Source organism: Gemmatimonadaceae bacterium, from assembly GCA_035533015.1.
Taxonomy (GTDB): domain Bacteria; phylum Gemmatimonadota; class Gemmatimonadetes; order Gemmatimonadales; family Gemmatimonadaceae; genus JAGWRI01.
The window spans coordinates 1-18,382 of the sequence record DATLUQ010000023.1 but is presented as its reverse complement, the minus strand read 5'-3'; the positions used below and the strand labels follow the sequence as shown (position 1 = coordinate 18,382).

Annotated in this window: 18 protein-coding genes and 1 tRNA gene; 17 read left to right on the top strand and 2 right to left on the bottom strand. The window is 68.4% G+C overall.

All coding sequences use genetic code 11. The features are described from left to right. From VNF92_04905 to rpmA, 13 genes are all read left to right on the top strand, one after another. Nucleotides 1-786, top strand: a complete 786-nt coding sequence (locus VNF92_04905; protein ID HVA57205.1) for a methyltransferase domain-containing protein — start codon at nucleotides 1-3, stop codon at nucleotides 784-786. A gap of 50 nt (nucleotides 787-836) precedes the next feature. After that, entirely contained in the window at nucleotides 837-1,256 is a 420-nt protein-coding gene (locus tag VNF92_04900) for a cobalamin B12-binding domain-containing protein (GenBank protein HVA57204.1), read from the top strand. After that, complete coding sequence (locus tag VNF92_04895; GenBank protein ID HVA57203.1) at nucleotides 1,253-2,863, top strand: acyl-CoA carboxylase subunit beta; 1,611 nt, start codon at nucleotides 1,253-1,255, stop codon at nucleotides 2,861-2,863. The genes VNF92_04900 and VNF92_04895 overlap by 4 nt, the downstream gene beginning before the upstream one ends. Continuing rightward, nucleotides 2,860-4,221, top strand: coding sequence for an acyclic terpene utilization AtuA family protein (locus VNF92_04890; protein HVA57202.1), 1,362 nt, complete (start codon nucleotides 2,860-2,862; stop codon nucleotides 4,219-4,221). Before VNF92_04895 ends, VNF92_04890 begins: the two co-directional genes overlap by 4 nt. Continuing rightward, on the top strand, nucleotides 4,221-4,574 hold the full coding sequence (locus VNF92_04885) for a hypothetical protein (GenBank protein HVA57201.1): 354 nt from the start codon (nucleotides 4,221-4,223) through the stop codon (nucleotides 4,572-4,574). The genes VNF92_04890 and VNF92_04885 overlap by 1 nt, the downstream gene beginning before the upstream one ends. Next, the gene (locus tag VNF92_04880; GenBank protein ID HVA57200.1) at nucleotides 4,571-4,774 is read left to right on the top strand and encodes a hypothetical protein; all 204 of its coding nucleotides are present in this window, start codon (nucleotides 4,571-4,573) and stop codon (nucleotides 4,772-4,774) included. The genes VNF92_04885 and VNF92_04880 overlap by 4 nt, the downstream gene beginning before the upstream one ends. A gap of 74 nt (nucleotides 4,775-4,848) precedes the next feature. Next, nucleotides 4,849-5,556: a hypothetical protein gene (locus VNF92_04875; protein ID HVA57199.1), complete on the top strand. Its 708-nt coding sequence runs from the start codon at nucleotides 4,849-4,851 to the stop codon at nucleotides 5,554-5,556. A gap of 88 nt (nucleotides 5,557-5,644) precedes the next feature. Then, nucleotides 5,645-8,140 carry a DUF3656 domain-containing protein gene (locus VNF92_04870; GenBank protein HVA57198.1) on the top strand — a complete coding sequence of 832 codons (2,496 nt, stop codon included), beginning with the start codon at nucleotides 5,645-5,647 and terminating at the stop codon, nucleotides 8,138-8,140. Between the two features lie 60 nt (nucleotides 8,141-8,200). Further along, nucleotides 8,201-10,048 (top strand): ATP-dependent DNA helicase RecQ, encoded by a 1,848-nt coding sequence (locus VNF92_04865; GenBank protein HVA57197.1) that lies wholly within the window; start codon nucleotides 8,201-8,203, stop codon nucleotides 10,046-10,048. Nucleotides 10,049-10,053: 5 nt separating this feature from the next. Then, complete coding sequence (locus VNF92_04860; protein ID HVA57196.1) at nucleotides 10,054-11,271, top strand: acyl-CoA dehydrogenase family protein; 1,218 nt, start codon at nucleotides 10,054-10,056, stop codon at nucleotides 11,269-11,271. A 454-nt stretch (nucleotides 11,272-11,725) separates the two neighbouring features. Further along, the gene (locus tag VNF92_04855; protein ID HVA57195.1) at nucleotides 11,726-13,336 is read left to right on the top strand and encodes an Rne/Rng family ribonuclease; all 1,611 of its coding nucleotides are present in this window, start codon (nucleotides 11,726-11,728) and stop codon (nucleotides 13,334-13,336) included. 94 nt (nucleotides 13,337-13,430) lie between these two features. Next, complete coding sequence (gene rplU, locus VNF92_04850) at nucleotides 13,431-13,748, top strand: 50S ribosomal protein L21 (GenBank protein ID HVA57194.1); 318 nt, start codon at nucleotides 13,431-13,433, stop codon at nucleotides 13,746-13,748. 12 nt (nucleotides 13,749-13,760) lie between these two features. Then, nucleotides 13,761-14,045 (top strand): 50S ribosomal protein L27, encoded by a 285-nt coding sequence (rpmA, locus tag VNF92_04845; protein ID HVA57193.1) that lies wholly within the window; start codon nucleotides 13,761-13,763, stop codon nucleotides 14,043-14,045. Between the two features lie 97 nt (nucleotides 14,046-14,142). On the opposite strand, the gene VNF92_04840 is transcribed toward rpmA, so the two are convergent. Continuing rightward, nucleotides 14,143-15,438, bottom strand: a complete 1,296-nt coding sequence (locus VNF92_04840) for an NAD(P)-binding domain-containing protein (protein HVA57192.1) — start codon at nucleotides 15,436-15,438, stop codon at nucleotides 14,143-14,145. Then, a complete protein-coding gene (locus tag VNF92_04835) occupies nucleotides 15,435-16,154 on the bottom strand; it encodes a glycerophosphodiester phosphodiesterase (protein ID HVA57191.1) in 720 nt (239 codons plus the stop codon). Before VNF92_04835 ends, VNF92_04840 begins: the two co-directional genes overlap by 4 nt. 79 nt (nucleotides 16,155-16,233) lie before the next feature. On the opposite strand from VNF92_04835, the gene VNF92_04830 reads away from it, so the two are divergent. The 4 genes from VNF92_04830 (at nucleotide 16,234) to VNF92_04815 (ending at nucleotide 18,078) form a co-directional block, all read left to right on the top strand. Further along, nucleotides 16,234-16,788 (top strand): sigma-70 family RNA polymerase sigma factor, encoded by a 555-nt coding sequence (locus tag VNF92_04830; GenBank protein ID HVA57190.1) that lies wholly within the window; start codon nucleotides 16,234-16,236, stop codon nucleotides 16,786-16,788. Continuing rightward, complete coding sequence (locus tag VNF92_04825) at nucleotides 16,781-17,326, top strand: zf-HC2 domain-containing protein (protein HVA57189.1); 546 nt, start codon at nucleotides 16,781-16,783, stop codon at nucleotides 17,324-17,326. The genes VNF92_04830 and VNF92_04825 overlap by 8 nt, the downstream gene beginning before the upstream one ends. Continuing rightward, on the top strand, nucleotides 17,326-17,916 hold the full coding sequence (locus tag VNF92_04820) for a hypothetical protein (GenBank protein HVA57188.1): 591 nt from the start codon (nucleotides 17,326-17,328) through the stop codon (nucleotides 17,914-17,916). The genes VNF92_04825 and VNF92_04820 overlap by 1 nt, the downstream gene beginning before the upstream one ends. Nucleotides 17,917-17,994: 78 nt before the next feature. Continuing rightward, nucleotides 17,995-18,078, top strand: a tRNA-Leu gene (locus VNF92_04815). Nucleotides 18,079-18,382 lie beyond the last annotated feature (304 nt).

The window sequence follows — 18,382 nt, the reverse complement described above, 5'->3', positions numbered from 1 at the left end:
GTGCGCAACGCCGGATCGGGTGAGTGGTGGCGCGACTATTTCGACGCGCAGTACCTGCTCGAATACGAACCGATCTTCACCCCCGAACGCGCGCGCCGCGACGTGGCGCGGGTGGTCGAACTGCTCGGCCTTCCGGCCGGCGCACGCGTGCTCGACGTGCCCTGCGGGCAGGGGCGGCACGCTCACCTGTTGGCCGAGGCGGGTTTCCGCGTCGACGGCCTCGACTACTCCCGCGAGTTGCTCGCCCGGGCCCGCGAGCGCGGCACCGGCCCCGCGCTTCGCTATCACCGCGGCGACATGCGCGTGCTGCCGGCGCGCTGGACGGCGCGGTTCGACGCCGTGGTCAATCTCTTCACGTCGTTTGGATTCTTTGCCGATCCGCGGGACGACGCGCGCACGATCGCCGAGTTTGCGCGCGTGCTCAAGCCTGGGGGCACGCTGATCTGGCACGGCGGCAACCGTGACGGAGTGATGGCGCGCTTCCTGTCGCGCGACTGGTGGCGCGCCGGCGACGGCACGCTGGTGGCGCAGGAGCGGGACTTCGACCCGTTGTCGGGGATGCTCACCGTAGGCACCCACTGGTACGGCCCGGGCGGCACCGGAGAGCGCGAGCACTGCATCCGGCTATACACGCCCACGGCGCTGGCCGCGCTGATGGCTCGGGAGGGACTGATCGTCGAGCAGGCGTTCGACGGCTGGAGCCCGCGCGCGCTCTCGCGGCGATCGGGGGAGATGCTGCTGCTGGCGCACAAGCACGAGTTGCCCCGGCGGCGACGGGCCCGCTAGCTTCACTGCGTGCGCCGGTTCTCCACGGCGCGCGTCTTACCCTTCGACCCATGCAGGCCATGCGCCCCATCCGCGTGCTCGTAGCCAAACCCGGTCTGGATGGTCACGACCGCGGCGCCAAAGTGGTGGCCGCGGCGCTCCGCGACGCGGGCATGGAAGTGATCTATACGGGTCTGCACCAGACCCCCGAGATGATCGCCAACGCCGCCATTCAGGAAGACGTGGACGTGGTCGGCCTGTCCATTTTGAGCGGCGCCCACATGACGCTGTTCCCGCGCGTCAAGGAACTGCTGCGCGCCCAGGGGCGCGACGACATCCTGGTGACCGGGGGCGGCATCATTCCCAAGGAAGACATGGCGACCCTTCGCGCCCAGGGGGTGGGGGAACTCTTCGGTCCGGGAACGCCGACGACCGCGCTCGTCGAGTACATCCGGACCTGGTTCGACGAGCGGTCTCGGCAGGAAGCGTGACGTCGCGGCTGCGGGCCCTGAGCGACGAACTGCGCGCGCTGGAAGAGCATCTTCGCCAGGGCGGCGGGCCCGACAAGATCGCGCGACAACACAAGCAGGGAAAACTCACGGCGCGGGAGCGCGTGGCCAAGCTGTGTGACCCCGACACGGCGTTCGTCGAGATCGGCCTCCTCGTGGCCCACGACCAGTACGACGGCCAGGCGCCGGGAGCCGGCGTGGTCACCGGCATCGGCATTGTCCAGGGACGCGAGACCGTGATCGTGGCCAACGATGCCACCGTCAAGGCCGGTTCCTGGTGGCCGGAGACCATCCGCAAGATGCTGCGCGCCCAGGAAATCGCCATGCGCTGCCGCATTCCCATCGTCTACCTGGTGGATTCGGCCGGCGTGAACCTGCCGTACCAGGGCGGCGTGTTCCCGGGGCAGTACGGGGCCAGCCGCATCTTCTATTACAATTCCATAATGCGGCGCTACCTGCACGTGCCGCAACTGGCGGCCGTGATGGGCCCCTGCATCGCCGGCGGCGCCTACCTGCCGGCACTGTCCGACGTGATCGTGATGGTCAAGGGCACGTCGTTCATGGGTCTCGGCGGCCCCAATCTGGTCAAGGGCGCCACGGGCCAGGTGATCGACGCCGAGACGCTGGGCGGCGCCGGCACCCACACCGCCGTCAGCGGGGTGGCCCACTACGCCGTGGACCACGACGCCGCCGGCCTGGCCAAGCTGCGCGACCTCGTGGCCATGCTCCCGCGCCCCGTGCTGCCCGTGTGGCGGGAGCCCGAGGCTCCGGCCCGCGATCCGGAATCGCTGTACGATCTGCTCCCCGGCGACCACCGCATGTCGTACGATGTGCACGAGCTGCTGGGCGCCGTGCTCGACGGCGGACACCTGGACGAGTTTCAGCGTGACCTGGCGCGTGAGATGATCTGCGGCGATGCGTGTATCGAGGGCATCCCGGTGGGAGTGATCGCCAATCAGCGCGGGCTCATCAAGGGCCGCGACGGCGAACGGCCGCGGTTCGGCGGTATCGTGTACGCCGAGAGCGCCGACAAGGTCGCGTACTTCATCGATCGCTGCGACCGGCAGCGCATTCCCCTGCTGTTCGTGCAGGACGTCTCGGGGTTCATGGTGGGGCCCGATGCCGAGCAGGAGGGGATCATCCGCGCCGGCGCCCGGTTCGTGGAGGCGATGGCCACGGCCCGCGTGCCCAAGATCGTGCTCACCGTCAATCACGCCTCGGGGGCCGGGTACTACGCCATGGCCGGCCAGGGGTTCGACCCCGACTTCATCTTCAGCTGGCCCACCGGGCGCATGGGCGTGATGGAGGGGGAGTCGGCGGTGCAGGCGGTGCACGGGCCCGCGCTCGAGGCCGCGCGCACCGCTGGTGAATCGGCGTCGGGCGAGGTGACGCGCGCCGTGGACGAGATGCGCGAGGACTACGAACACCAGCTCGACGCGAAGTATGCGGGCGCCCGCGGCTACGTCGATGCCATCGTGTACCCCGAGAACACCCGCCGCACCCTCGCCCTGGCCTTCCGCGCCGCGGCCCAGAATCCGGGCCCGCACCTGGGCGCCTTCGTTCTTCCCGCACATCTCAACGACGCATGACTCGCATCGTACGCGTAGCATCGGGGCAGGGGTTCTGGGGCGACTGGCTGGAGGCCCCGCGCCGGCAGGTCGAAGGCGGCCCCGTGGATTACCTGATGCTCGATTACCTGGCCGAGGTCACGATGTCCATTCTGCAGAAGCAGAAGGAACGCGACCCCGAGATGGGCTACGCCCGCGATTTCGTGGGCGCCATGGAGAGCGTACTCCCCGCCGTCGCCGCGCGGGGGGTGCGCGTGATCGCCAACGCCGGCGGAGTGAACCCCCCGGCCTGCGCCGCGGCCGTTCGCGCCGTGGCGGCCCAGGCCGGCGTGGCCGACAAGGTCCGCGTGGGCGTCGTCACCGGCGACGACCTGCTGCCGCGGCTCGACGCCCTGATGGCCCAGGGGCACGCCCTCGCCCACATGGAGACCGGCGAGCCGCTGTCCACCGTGCGCGACCGGGTGCTTTCAGCGAATGCATATATCGGCTCGGTGCCGATCGTCGAAGCGCTGCGCCGCGGGGCGAACGTGGTCGTCACCGGACGATCCACCGATACGGCCCTCACCATGGCGCCGCTGCGCTTCGAGTTCGATTGGGCCGATACCGACTGGAACCGGCTGGCGGCCGGCATCATCGCCGGCCACATCATCGAGTGCGGCGCCCAGTGCTCGGGGGGCAACTGCCTGTACGACTGGCGGTCCATTCCCGACCTGGCCAACGTCGGCTACCCGATCGTGGAAGCCCAGGCCGATGGCACGTTCGTGGTCAGCAAGCACCCCCACACGGGCGGCCGAATCAACGTCCAGTCGGTGTCGGAACAGCTCGTGTACGAGATGGGCGACCCGCGCTCCTATATCACCCCGGACGTGATCGCCGACTTCTCCTCCATCCACCTCGAGCAGGCCGGCGACAACCGAGTGCGAGTGTTCGGCATCGTGGGCCGGCCCGCCACGGACAAGCTCAAGGTCTCGATCGCCTACCGCGACGGGTACAAGGCCGTCGGCTCGCTGGTCTATGCCTGGCCCGACGCGCTCGAGAAGGCCCAGCTGGCCGATCGGGTGCTCCGCGAGCGCCTGGACAACCTTGGCCTCCGGTTCGACCAGGTGCTGAGCGAGTTCGTGGGCGCCTCGGCCACCCACGGGCGGCTGGCCGGCGACGCCGGCAGGGACGCCCCGGAGGTGCAGTACCGCATCGGCGTGCGCTCGCACAGCCGCGCCGCCGTGACCCGGTTCACGCGCGAGATCGTGCCGCTGGTGCTCAACGGGCCGCCGAGCGTGACCGGATTCGCCGCCGGCCGGCCCAAAGTCGAGGAGATCGTGGCCTTCTGGCCCGCACTCATCGACAAGTCCGTGGTCCAGACCAGCGTGGAGATGCTCTGATGCGGGTCAGACTCCTCGACATCGCGCACGCGCGCTCGGGCGACAAGGGCGACACGGCTAACGTGGGCATCATCGCACTCAAACCCGAATGGTACCCGTTGCTCGTGGAACAGCTCACGCGCGACCGCGTGGCCGATCACTTTCACGGCATCATCACCGGGACCGTGGAACGGTTCGAATTGCCCAACCTGCGCGCGCTGAACTTTCTGCTGCACGGCGCGCTGGACGGGGGCGGCACGCTGTCACTCAAGACCGACGCCCAGGGAAAGGTGTATTCCACGGCGCTGCTCCGCCTGGTGCTCGACGTGCCCGACGCGCAAGCCCGCGCCTTGGGGCTTCCCCCCGCGGCATGAACCGCCTCGCGCTCATCAAGCTCCTCGTGGCCGCGGCCGGGATCATGACCTGGGGCTACGGCGCCCGCCTGGACAACGAGCGCGTGCGGCTTGCCGGCATGATCGTGATTGCCGTGGCCGTCGCACTCCGGTTGCTGCCGGCCAGGGTCCGGGCCCGCATCGAAGGACGTCGCGCCGAGCCGTCGCGAGACAACCCCTGACCCCAGGGGGACGGTTGGAACGCCGCGCACCGAATATGGGCTTAGTTCATCACATTCGATCGAGAGGAGAGTCAATGAATCGCGTCATCACGTGTGTTCTCGCCGCTACGGCCATCGCCATCCTGCCGCGTGCCGGAAGCGCACAGGGTATGGGCGAAACGTCCCGCAAGGTCGCGGGCGGCGGCATCAGTGCGCCCGGATGGATGGGAAAGATCGACCCCCAGGAAGCCCGTCGCGGCAGCACGCTCAACGATGCGAAGTTCGCGAAAGAGGGCGACACCTACCACGTCACCACCGGTCCTGCCACCACGTACTGGAATCCCGCGAACATGGCAACCGGGGACTACACGGTGAAGGCCACCTTCACTGAGCCCAAGTTCATGAACCTCAACGACCACCCGCATCCGTACGGCGTCGTCATCGCCGGCAACGACATGGGCACCGACCAGGCCACGTACCTGTATTGCGCGGCGTACGGCAACGGCATGTTCATCGTCCGCGGATTCGGGCCGCGCCCCTTCCAGATGAACGGGCGGGAGGGCGCGGCCAGCGCGGCCGTGCACAAGGCGCCGGGGGTGGACAAGCCGGTCACGCAGGAGATCGCCATGTCGGTCAAGGGCAACAAGGTCGACTGCGCGATCAACGGCACGGTGGTGGCCAGCTACGACAAGTCACAGCTCGTGACCGCCGGCAAGCTCAAGTCCACCGACGGCGTGTACGGTATCCGGTTCGCGCACAACACCGACGGTATCGTCACCAACCTCACGGTCACCAAGCCGTAGCCTCGGCCAGGGGAGCCGGGCCGCCTTGGCCGGGCTCCCCCACGCGGGTCCGGTAGAGCCCATGGGCGCGAGCCGCTAACTTGCGCCCATGCCCGCCCCGTCCGTTCCCGAACTGCTCGCCCCCGCGGGCTCGCTCGACGCCGTCCGCGCCGCGCTGGCCAACGGCGCCGACTCCGTATACCTCGGGGCCGAGCGGTGGAACGCGCGTGATGAGGGCGCCCAGCTCACGCTGGACGAGGTGGAGCAGGCCTGCCGGCTGGCGCACGAGCGTGGCCGGCGCATCTACCTGACGTTCAACATCCTATTCAAGCCGCACGAGTTGGCCGACGCGCTCGAGTTCCTGGGCGAGGCCGTCGATCGCGGCATCGACGCGGCCATCGTTCAGGACATCGGGGCCATCCGCCTCATCCAGCGCCTGTATCCGCAGCTCGAGATCCACGGCTCCACGCAGATGACGGTGCACGACGCCAGCGGCGCCGCCGTGCTGCGCGAGTTGGGCGTGAACCGCGTGGTGCTGGCCCGCGAGAACACCCTGGACGACATCCGCAGCATCCGCGACGCGGTGCCCGAGCTCGGCCTCGAGTCGTTCGTGCACGGCGCGCTCTGCATCTCGTACTCCGGCCAATGCTACATGTCGGGGATGATCTCCGAGCGGAGCGCCAATCGCGGCTCGTGCGCCCAGTCGTGCCGTAAGGATTACGTCCTCACCGACCTCGCCGACGGCCGGGAATTGGACCGCGGGTACCTGATCTCGGCGCGTGACCTTGCTGCGCACGACCACCTGCCCGAGATCGCCGAGGCGGGCATCGGCTGCCTCAAGATCGAGGGCCGCAAAAAGAAACCGGAATACGTGGCCACGGTCACGAGCACGTATCGCGGATTCCTGGATCGCATCGCGCAGGGCGAGCGCGTGCTTCCCACCGAAGCCGAAGTCCAACCGCTGGTACAGATCTTCAGTCGCGGGTTCACGGGGGGCATGTACGGCGGACGGGCCGGCCGCGACTACGTGACGCGCACCCAACCCGACAACCGCGGCGCGCCGCTCGGCACGGTGGTCGAGGTGGGGCGGGGCGAGATCGTGGTGGAGGTGTCGGCGCCACTCCAGGCGGGCGACGGGATCGGGTTCGAGGCGCCGGAAGGGCTCGGCGGCGCATCGGTGGGTTGCACGGTGAGCGCCGTGCGGACGCTCTCGTCGCGCGGCGCCATCCGACAGGCGATTGCGGCACGCGTGGACGTGCAACCCGGGTGGAAGGTGCTGCGGACTTCGGACGGCACGCTGCTGGCCAAGGCCCGCGCGTCGTTCGCGGCGCTTCCCGAGCACGTCCGCGCCCACAAGGAGCGGCTCGACGTGCGCCTGTTCGGGTCGGCCGGCTCGCCGCTCAAGGCCAGTTTCTCCACCGAGGGCAACGAGGTCACCGTGCAGAGCGAGATCCCGCTCGCGCCGGCGGCCAAGCGCGCCCTCGATCGCCCTCAGTTGCGCGACCAACTGGGCCGCCTCGGCGACACGCCCTTCGTCCTCGCCGCGGTGGACGACGCCGGCCTCTCCGCCGGGTTGTTCCTGCCGGTGAGCGAGTTGAACCACCTGCGCCAGCGCGCGGTGGACGAATTGATGCGGCGGCGCGACTGGGCGAGCCACGCCGCGCACGCGGAACGTCGGGCGCGCATCGACTCGGCGGTGGCCGGGCCCGCGGGTCCCGTCCACGATGCGACCGCCGACGCGGAGCCTGGCTTCCGCCTGGTCGCCGAGCTATATGACTTGACTGATGCCGAGTCGGCGGCGGACGCCGGGGCCACCGAGATCGTGCTCGACCCGTTCCTCCGGCATCCCGCGCCGGCGCGGGCCCGGGTGGCGGCGTTGCGCGATGCGCTCGCCGGGCGCGGGATCGCGCTGCGCCTGCGCACGCCGACCGTCGTGCGCCCGGAAGACCGCGGCGGGCTGCAGAAGTGGCTGGACCTGGGACTGCCGATCCAGTCGGGGCACCTCGGCCTGGTGGCCGAACTCGCGAGCGCCGGCCGCGACGTGACCGCCGACTACGCCTTGAACGTGATGAACGGCCACACCGCGGCCGAGATCTTCCGCCTGGGGGCACGGCGTGTCACCGCCTCGGTGGAACTGACCACCGACGAGATCGGCCACCTCGTGGCGCCATGGCGGGGTGATGGATTCGAGGTGTTCCTGTACGGGCGTCCGGAGGGCATGACGCTCGAGCACTGCGTGCTCTCGGCGGCCTTCGAGCGTGAGCCGACCACCTGTCGCGACCTGTGCGTGCAGAAGCACCCCAACGTGCAACTCACCGACCCTACCGGGTACGCGTTTCCCGTGGCGACCGACTCGGCGTGCCGCAACCGGCTGTTGCACTCGCGACCGGTGGAGGGTTCGGAGTTCCTGCCGCGCCTTTGGGAGTCGGGCATCCGCTCGTACCGGGCCGTGTTCAACGTGGCCGGCGATCCCGTGGCCGGACTCGTGGCGGGCTACCGCCAGTCGCTCGATGCGTTGGCCGGCCGTCAGGGGTCCGGCCGCTCGGCGGTGCGCGATCTCGTGGGGAGCGCGTTCACGCGCGGACACTTCGCGCGTGCGGTATAAGGGCGCGCCGCGCCCTCATCTGATGATGGCCTTCCGGGGCCGGGGCCGTAGCGTGCGCGTGTGACCCAGCCACCGGCATCCGAAGTCGCGCTTGCGACCCTGCGCGCGCGATTCGGGTATCCCGCGTTCCGTGCCGGGCAGGCACAAGCAGTGGCGAGCGTGCTGGCCGGCAGGGAGACGCTGGTCATCCTCCCCACCGGCGGCGGCAAGTCGGTGTGCTATCAGGTGCCGGCGCTCATCCTGCCGGGCCTCACGCTGGTCGTCTCGCCGCTCATCTCGCTCATGAAGGACCAGGTGGACGCGCTGGAACGGCGCGGCATCCCGGCGGCCTTCATCAATAGTTCGCTTTCGTCCGGCCAGGTGAGCGACCGGATGGCGCAGGCGCGCTCGGGCGATCTCAAGCTGCTGTACGTGGCCCCGGAGCGATTCAGCGCCGGGTCCACGCTCGATCGCCTGCGTGACATCGGGGTCGCGCTGTTCGCCGTGGATGAGGCGCACTGCATCAGCGAGTGGGGCCACGACTTCCGGCCAAGCTACCTGCGCCTGGCCGAAGTGCGCGAGCAGTTGGGCAACCCCACCGTCATCGCGCTCACGGCCACCGCCACGCCGCATGTGCGCGAGGACATCGTGCGGCAGCTCCACTTGGGGCGCCCCACCGTCATCGTCACCGGGTTCGACCGCACCAACCTCACGTACCATGTGCGGTCGTGCCGTACCGACGCCGACAAGGATCGTGGGCTCGTGGAGGAGTTGGCGGCGCGCGATGGCCTGGCCATCGTCTACGCCTCCACGCGCAAGGCCGTGGAGCGCATTGCCGGCATGCTGACTCGCCAGCGCATCCGGGCACTGCCGTACCACGCCGGCCTGGACGACGACCACCGGCGCGAGGTGCAGGAGGCCTTCATGCAGGAGCAGGCCCGGGTGATCGTGGCCACCAACGCGTTCGGCATGGGCATCGACAAGCCGAACGTACGTTTAGTGGTGCACCACGCCATGCCTGGCACGCTGGAAGCGTACTACCAGGAGGCGGGCCGCGCGGGCCGCGACGGCGAGCCCGCCGAGTGCGTGCTGCTGCACGCGTTCCGCGACCGCTTCACCCATGAGTATTTCATAAAAGGCGCGCACGCGCGGCGCGAGGTGGTGGAGGGGCTGTACGAGCTTCTGCGGCTCGGCGGTCCGCGGGTGGCCGCCCTCGATGCCGGCGCGCTGTCCAAGAAGCTGGGGCACAAGTCCACCGCCCGGGACGTCGAGGCCGCCCTGCGCCTGCTCGAGCGGGTGGGCGCGTGGACGCCGGGGTCGCCCGATGGGCTGCGCGTGCAGGTGCGGTTGCTGGCCGCCCCGGCCCGCATCCGGGCCGAACTGGGCGAGGCTCGCGCCCTCGAATTGGGACTCCTGCGCGCGCTCTGGCGCCTGGGACGCGACGGGCTCTACGACGGGATCGCCATCGACCTCGACGGGCTGCCGCCGGCCCTCGGCGGGGCGGGCGCGTTGCGGCTGCTCGACGCGCTCCAGCGCGAGCAATTCGTGGAATGGACCCGCGTCGAGTCCGGGCCGACCCCCACGCGGGCCGCCGCGTCGCTCGACGCCTTTCGCATCGACTGGGAGTCGCTCGAGCGCCGCTGCCGCGCCGACTTCGACAAGCTCGACGCCATCCAGCGCTACGCCTACACCAGACGTTGCCGCCGGGCGTTCGTGCTCCGATATTTCGGGGACCCCGCCGAACGCCCTGAATGCGGCGCCTGCGACAACTGTCTGGGCCGCTCGAAGGGATCGGCGGCATCCCGTCGCGTGCCGGCTCGGCGCGCCAAGAAGCCCTACATCAGCACCGACGACGTGCTGGTGGCCGTCTCAGTGGAACCCGAACCCAAACGCGCGCGGCGCCGCCGTCGAGACGCCGACGCCACCTGATTGACATGGACGACGCCCTCTATTTCCACGAGCAGCACCTGGCCGTCCGCGAGATGGTGCGAGAGTTCGCGCGCGACGAAGTCGCCCCCGTGGCGGCCAGACTCGATGCCGAGGCCAAGTTTCCCTGGGCCAACATCAAGCGGATGGGCGAATTGGGGCTGCTCGGCGTGCCTTGGCCCGAGGAGTTGGGCGGTGCCGGTCTCGATCTCTTGAGCTACATGATCGTGATCGAGGAGCTGGCCAAGGTGGATGCCTCGCACGGGCTCACGATATCGGCGCACACGACGCTCGGCACCTCCCCGATCGTCCACTTCGGCACCGACGAGCAGAAGCGCCGCTACGTGCCGCTGCTCGCCTCAGGCAAGGTGATGGGCGGATTCGGACTCACGGAGCCCGAGGCCGGCAGCGACGCCGGCGGGACGCGCACGATGGCGGTGCGCAAGGGCGATCGATACGTGATCAACGGCGTGAAGCGATTCATCACCCACGGCTCGGTAGGTGAGATCTTCGTCGTCACGGCGGTCACCACGCCGGGGCAGGGCACCAAGGGCATCAGCTCGTTCATCCTCACCAAGCCCACCAGCGATCCCGAAGCGACCGCGGCCGTGGGTGTGGGCCACGAGCCGTCGCTCACCGCCATGCGGGGTTTCCGCGCCGGCAAGAAGGAGGACAAGCTGGGATGGCGTGCCTCCGACACTGCCGAGTTGATCATGGAAGACGTCGAAGTGCCAGTGGAGAACCGGCTGGGTGATGAAGGCCGAGGGTTCAAGAACTTCATGCGCACCCTCGACTCCGGGCGCATTGGCATCGCAGCGCTCTCGCTCGGCATTGCCGAGGGTGCGTTCGGCGAGGCACTCAAATACACGTCGGTGCGCAAGCAGTTCGGCCAGGTGATCGCGAAATTTCAGGGTGTGCATTTCCAGTTATCGGACATGGCCACCGAGATCGAGGCGGGGCGCCACCTGACGTACCACGCCGCATGGCTGGCGCAGCATGGCAAGCCGTTTTCGAAGGAAGCGGCCATGGCCAAGTTGTTCTGCTCCGAGTTGGCCATGCGGAGTACGATCACGGCGGTGCAACTCCACGGCGGATACGGCTACACCAAGGACTACCCGGTGGAGCGGATGATGCGCGATGCCAAGATTTGTGAGATCGGCGAAGGCACCTCCGAGATCCAGCGCATCGTGATCGCCAGGGCCCTGCTCAAGGACTTGATGGACTGACCACCCGTAAGTCATTGCCACTCTTGCGGAAACGGACGGTTGGCTGTAGTAATTCCAGCGGTGACACTCTCTCTTGGATTTCCCGCCTCGTTCCCGCTGCGCGACTCGCGGCGCGGTCGAGGCTCTCCATGCGCAGCGGCGGCCGAAGCAGCATCGGCCGCCGTCCGCGCAGACGTCCCCCTCGCGGCGCACGGCTTCCTCTTTGAAGCCGATCGCACGCTGGCCCGTGGGATGCGGTCGGTGGTCCGTTGGGTCCACGCGATGGTGCGTGTGATCCTCGGTCAGATCCGGCAGCCGGGTTCGGCGTGGTCGATCACGTTCGAGCGGTGGATCCCCAGTCACGTTTCGGCCGTCGGGCGCGCGTTCGCGTTCCGGCGTGCCGCCACCCCGTCTCTCACTCACCGCCCCCGTCCGCGTGCCGAGTCGCCACGCGGAGGCGAGCCGGCGGTTCCCGATGAAACGCGAAATTCTGATCAACGCAACGCCGCGCGAGACGCGGGTTGCGATCCTGGAAGACGAGCAACTCGTTGAACTCCTCGTCGACCGGCCCGAAGCTCGGCGCATGGTCGGCGACATCTACTACGGCCGCGTAGAAGCGGTCCTCCCTGGCATCCAAGCCGCCTTCGTCGACATCGGTACCGAGAAGAGCGCGTTCCTCCACGCCTCCGACCTCGTGTATCCCGAAGACGAGGAAGAGGGGGACGACGACGACGCGGACTCGGACGACGAGGACGTAGAAACCGACGCCGCCGACGAGAGCGCCGACGAGCAGAAGCCGTCGGGCGGCGGCGGGCGCGGCCGGCGCCAGCAGCGGGCCAAGGCGCCGCCCATTCAGGACGTGCTCAAGCGCGGCCAGGAAATCATCGTCCAAATCTCCAAGGAGCCCATCTCCACCAAGGGCCCGCGCGTCACGGCGCAGGTGTCGATGGCCGGCCGGTTCCTGGTGTTCATGCCGTTCGCCTCGCGCGTGGGCGTGAGCCGCAAGATCGGCGACCGCGCCGAGCGCGGCCGCCTGCGGGAGATGGTGCAGGCCGTGCTCCCCAAGGATTCGGGCGGCGTCATCGCGCGCACGGTGGGCGAGGACGCCACGCAGGAGACGTTCAAGCGCGAACTCGACACGCTCATCGGCCAATGGAAGCGCATCAAGCGCAAGACGAACTTCGTGCGCGCGCCGGCCCTCATCCATCGCGAGACGAATCTCACGCGCGGCCTCATCCGCGACCTGTTCAGCGAGAAGGTGGAGCAGGTGTCGGTAGACTCCAAGCAGGTGTACAACGAGATCATCGAATACCTCAAGGGAGTGGCGCCCGATCTCGTGGACCGCGTGAAGCTGTGGACCGACGAAGCCGGCATCTTCGACAAGGCGGGCATCGAGCCTGAGATCCGCGATCTGTTCAAGCGGCGCTGCGACCTGCCGGCCGGCGGCTACCTGATCATCGAGCCCACCGAGGCGCTCGTGTCGGTGGACGTGAACTCGGGCCGCTACACCGGCAAGAAGGATCCCGAGAAGACCATTCTCCGCACGAACGTCGAAGCGGCGCGCGAGATCGCGCGGCAGATCCGCCTGCGCGACATCGGCGGCATCATCGTGTGCGACTTCATCGACATGGAGACCAAGGCCAACCGCGACCGCGTGCTCCAGGAACTGCGCACGCATCTGAGCCGCGACCGCGCCCGCACCAAGGCGTTCGCCGTGAGCGACCTGGGACTGATCGAGATGACCCGCCAGCGGGTGCGGCAGAGCCACCTGCAGAACATGACCGAGGCGTGCCCCACCTGCGCCGGCACGGGGCGGGTGTTCACCGCCGAGACCATCCTGCGGCGCATGGAGCGCTCGGTGCGACGGATGGGCGTGGAGGGGAAGAAGGATCCGCTCATCGTGAAGCTGCACCCCGACGTGGCGATGCACGTGCTGCAGGAGGAAAAGGACATGCTCAAGAAGCTCGAGAAGGCCGTGGGGTTCGGTCTCGAGTTGCGGGACGACCCGCTGCTCCGGCCCGACGAGTTCAAGCTGGTGGTGAAGACCGCCGGCCGGGACGTGACCCAGCAGTACGCGGTGGCCTGAGGGAGCCCTCCTTGGCCCCATAGGCTAGGCATTGACAACGACATAGCCCATGTCTAGCTTCAGAGGCTAGCGCGTCCCAAAACCACATCGCACAATGTCCTACGCAATCATTCGCACCGGCGGCAAGCAGTTCAAGGTCGAACCGGGCAGATACTACAAAATCCCCACCCTGCCCGGCGAAGCCGGCGTCAAGGTGGAGTTCAACGACGTCCTCCTCGGCTCCGACGGCAAGACCGTCATGACCGGCGTGCCCAAGCTCGCGGGCGCCAAGGTCACCGGTGAGATCCTGCGCCAGGGACTCGGCGACAAGATCGTCGTCTTCAAGATGAAGCGCCGGAAGAACTACTCCCGCAAGCAGGGCCACCGGCAGGGCTTCACCGAAGTCATGATCAACGACATCACGCTCGGCTAAGGAATATCCGCCATGGCACACAAGAAGGGCGTCGGCTCCTCTCGCAACGGCCGCGACAGCAATCCCAAGTATCGCGGCGTCAAGAAGTACGGCGGCGAGCCCGTGGTCGCGGGCAACATCATCGTCCGGCAGTGCGGCACCAAGTGGCACCCCGGCCGCAACGTCGGCATGGGCACGGACTATACGATCTACTCGCTCATCGACGGCGTGGTGCAGTTCGAGCACCACAGCAAGTCCCGCTACCGCATCAGTGTGTATCCGGCAGCCGGCGAGACCGGGTCCACCAGCGCGGCCTAGCCAGCCAAGGGCTGGTCTACGGCAACCGAACGCCCCCGCATCGCGGGGGCGTTTTCGTTTGGCTGCGTGCGCAGGCGTCGGGACACCAGCACTGGCCTCACGGCATGGGCATCGGCCGATCGCGCGATCGGCGAAACGCCAGATTGAGATACTTCAGATACCAGAGCACGGCAGGGTAGTTGACGCGGTCGCGCTTCGCGAGAAACCGGGCCAGGTCGAAGTAGTTCGGATTGGTGGACACCGGCACCGAATCGAATACCGGGTTGCCCCGGATGTGACTCATGATGGATTTCGCCGCGTGGGCGTACGCCCAAGGGGTCGACGTGGTCACATCGAGGATGCCCGGCGCAAGGAGGAAGAGGTTGGGAGCATCCAGCGCGAGAAAGTGCGCGCCGCAGCGCCTGCCAATGGCATCCATCCGCGTGAGTCGTGATAGGTTGCTCACCTCCAGGTAGCCCAGATCCGTGTCGTACCCGGTACCCCACAGCACCAGATCCGCCCTGCACGAGTGTCCGGAGGCGAGCCGTACGGAACTGCCCTCGATGCCCACGATCTCGCTTTGGTGGCGCGCGATGCGCGCCAGGTTCTCGGCCATGCGGCGGCGGCCGGGAACGAGTTGCTGGCTCCCGAAGTCGAACGCCCTGTCGGGCAGCAGTTCATCCAGGCCAGCCTTGCGGTAACGCCGGCGCAGTTCCCGATTGATCCGCTTGTTCAACTCCGAGAGCGGGATGCCGAGCATCTGCAGTCTTCCAAGGCGACGCAGGTCCGATCCGAAATACTTCGGGTGCCGTGTAGGACGCATCCACCTGAGCGAGCGATAGACCCATGTGACGCTGCGCGCCTGCCATTCCAGGCAGAGATCGAGGAGATCGTAGGCCGATGCGCCGCCCCCCACGACGACGACGTCCTTGCGTGTGAGTTCTGACGGGTCGCGCAGGGCGGAGGAGTGATACTCGATGGCCGTCGGTCGGACTCTCTCGATCTGCGGAACGACGGGGCGATTGTGGCCGCCCGTGGCGGCGATGAGAAATCGCGAGCGGCCCGTGTACTCTCCCGCCGTGACCTCCCAGCCCCCGTCGTTCGGACGGGCGGAACTCACCCGCGCGCCCAGTCGAATCGAAGGCGCCAACCCGAAACGCTCCACCCACGCGTGGATGTTGGCCAGGATACTCGACTGGTCTTCGCCGGCGATCGGCAGGTCGCCGAGCGTCCAGTCCTCCTTGCGGAACTGGATGTCCTGCCAGGCGGGAAGATCGCGCCACAGACCGCCCACTGCCTCGGCACCTTCCAGCAGGATGGCGTCGAGCCCGGCGTCCTTCGCGTATTTCAGGCTGATGATGCCGCCGATTCCGCCCCCGACAATGATGAGGTCGCGCTGCTCGCCCGCTTTCATGGAATCCGGCCGCCTCCATCAGAGACGAATGGCGCCGGCCCCAGCAGCCGCAGGTCGTCGGTGCACAACCCGTCCACGCCCAGGAGCGTGAGCCGCGCGGCCTCCGCTGGGTCGTTCACCGTCCAGACCATGACTCGCTTGCGCGCCTCGCGCGCCGCGTCCACCAGCGCCTGGTTCACCAGACTCCAGTGGGGCCAAACGTCGCGCACGGGAACGCGCGCCATGAGCGCCGCGGCATCGGGGGTCCCGACGTCGAGCAGCACGCCGTAGTCCAGATCGGGATGGCCGGACCTCAATGCCAACACGGCCGCGTGGTCAAAGCTGTGAAAGGCGTATCGCCGCCCGTGCCCGCGGGCCACGGCCACCGCCCCCTCGCCCACGCCCTCACCCTTGAGTTCCACGTACACGGTGGCGCGATCGCCGAGGGCGTCCATCACCTGAGCCAGAGTGGGGACGTCGCCACCGCCGGGCAGCACGCACGCCCCAACTTCGGCGGCGGAGAGCGCGGTGATCGGGGCGCGGGTGCCATCGCGCAACGGCAGTTCGGGATCGTGGTGTACCACCACGCGCCCGTCGCGCGTCCTGTGAACGTCCAATTCCACCGCGTCGGCCCCACGTTCCACGGCGCGCAGGAAACCGGGCAGGGTGTTTTCGGTGAACTCCCGGGGGGCGCCGCGGTGCCCGATGCGCTCGGGACGCTGGAGAGGACTCGGCATACCACTCTATATTGGCCAACCCAGTGATTGGCAAGATCTTAACACCGCGGCCCCGCGAACGTCCGACATCAGGGAACGAATGAGCGACACAGCCGGGAGCGGCGATGGACGGGACGATCTCGAGCTCATCGAGGCGTGGCGGGCGGGCGACGACCGGGCGGCAACAGCGCTCGTCGTGCGGCACGCCCCGGCCGTGGCGCGCTTCGTGGCCAGCCGGGGAGAACGCGTGGAGGTGGACGAGGTCGTCCAGGACACGTTCGTCCGGGCCTTCGGGGCCCTCGACAGCTTTCGCGCCGACAGTTCGCTCAGGACGTGGCTGTTCACCATCGCTCGGCGTCTGCTGCTCGACCGGCGCCGGGCGGACCGCCGACGACGGGACCGGGTGCCGATCGCCGAAGGGGACGTGGTCACGGAGTTCGACGCCCTGGACGGCATGCTGGCGGCGGAGACGCGGACGCGGATGCGGCAGGCAGTGGACCGATTGTCCCCCAAACAACGCGAGGTCTTCACATTGCGGGTGAACGAAGGTCTAACATACAAGGAAATCGCCGATGTGGTGGACACCACCGAGGGTGCGGCGCGCGTGCACTACCACAATGCGGTGCGGGTAATAAAGGAGTTTCTCGATGACTGATTGTCCGAACGCGGAGATCCGCGATCAACTGCCCGACCTGCTGCACGGCCGCCTGAATGGCGAGGCCCGCGCGCGGGTAGAGGCGCACCTACGGACGTGCGCGGATTGTGCCGCTGAGTTGGAGATGCTGCGCGCGCTGCGGGCGGCGTCTCCGGCGCCGCCGGTGGACGTGGCCCGGATCGTCTCGGCGTTGGCCGCGCCGCGGCGGGCACGGCGGGGAGGGATGCATGTCTGGCAGATCGCCGCGGCGGTGGTGTTTCTGGCGGCCGGTGGATCGACGCTCGTCACGTACGTGCATCGGTTGCACATGGCCGATAGTGCGGCCGCATCGCGGGTGGCGTCACTGGAGGATTCGGCCGCAGGAACGGCGGCCGCGCATACCAGCAACGTCGAGCTGAACGTCGGCTACGGCTACAGCGACCTCACCGACACGCAGCTGGAGGCCTTGCTCAAGGATGTCGAGCAGTTGAAGGCGGTGCCGATGGCCGATCCCGAGACCTCCGTGCCCGACGTGACGCTCAGCAACGGAGGCATCTGATGCCGGCAATGAAATGGAACCGTCTGTTGCTGGCAGTGGTCGTGCTGGCGCTTCCTGCCGTGTCTCGCGCGCAGGGTATTCCGGTGCGCGAGACAGGTGCGCAGCAGGCGCCGCAGCGACCGGTTGAACAGGGAGGTTCCCTCCGCCGCCAGCGCCTCCAAGGGCAGATTCGCCAGGCGTTCACGCGCGCCGTGCGTACGCAGGTGGGGCTCACGGACGATCAGATGCGCATGCTCGCGCCCATCAATCAGAAGTACGTCCGCGAGCGACAGGCACTGGCGCGAGAGGAGCGCGCGGCGCGGATGTCATTGCGCGACGAATTGGCGTTGGCCCAGCCGGACCAGGCCAAGGTGGCCCAGTACACGGCGCAGTTGCAGGCGATTCCGCACAAGCGGCTGGACCTCAACGACGCCGAGGACAACGAGCTGGCCGGGATCATGACGCCGGTGCAGCTCGCCAGGTACCGCGCGTTGCAGGAGCGCGTGCAGCGGCAGTTGAACGTGATGCGCGCGATGCGTGGCAAGGGAATGGGGCCACCGCAGGACAGCGGGGCGCGCGGCTCGGGGCGTCGCGGAGGCGGACAGCCATAGTGGCGGGCCGGTGTGAAGGCAGCGAGGGGCAGGGGCGGCGTTGAGACGTCGCCCCTGCGCTGCTAAGTTCCGCTAGCGGCCCGGGTGGCGGAATCGGTAGACGCAGGGGACTCAAAATCCCCCACCGGCAACGGCGTGCGGGTTCGAGTCCCGCCTCGGGCACTCAACGTTCATCGCGCCATTCGACGTGACGATCACAAACGTGCTCCAGCCGCTTGGAGCACGTTTGTCGTCGATGGTCAGAGCGGTGGTTACCCGGGGCACCGGGCGGTTCGTCGTCGGGGGGGGCAGCCGGGAACGGCCGCCGGCCATAGCTGTTCGGATGCGCTGCCAGCACATTCTTCTCCATGAATTCTCCCACCCGAGTGATCCCGCGGCGCGCCGTCCTCAGCTGGATGCTCTACGATCTCGCCAACGTCATCTTCTCGATGGGCGTGATCTCGCTCTACTTCTCGTTGTACGTGAG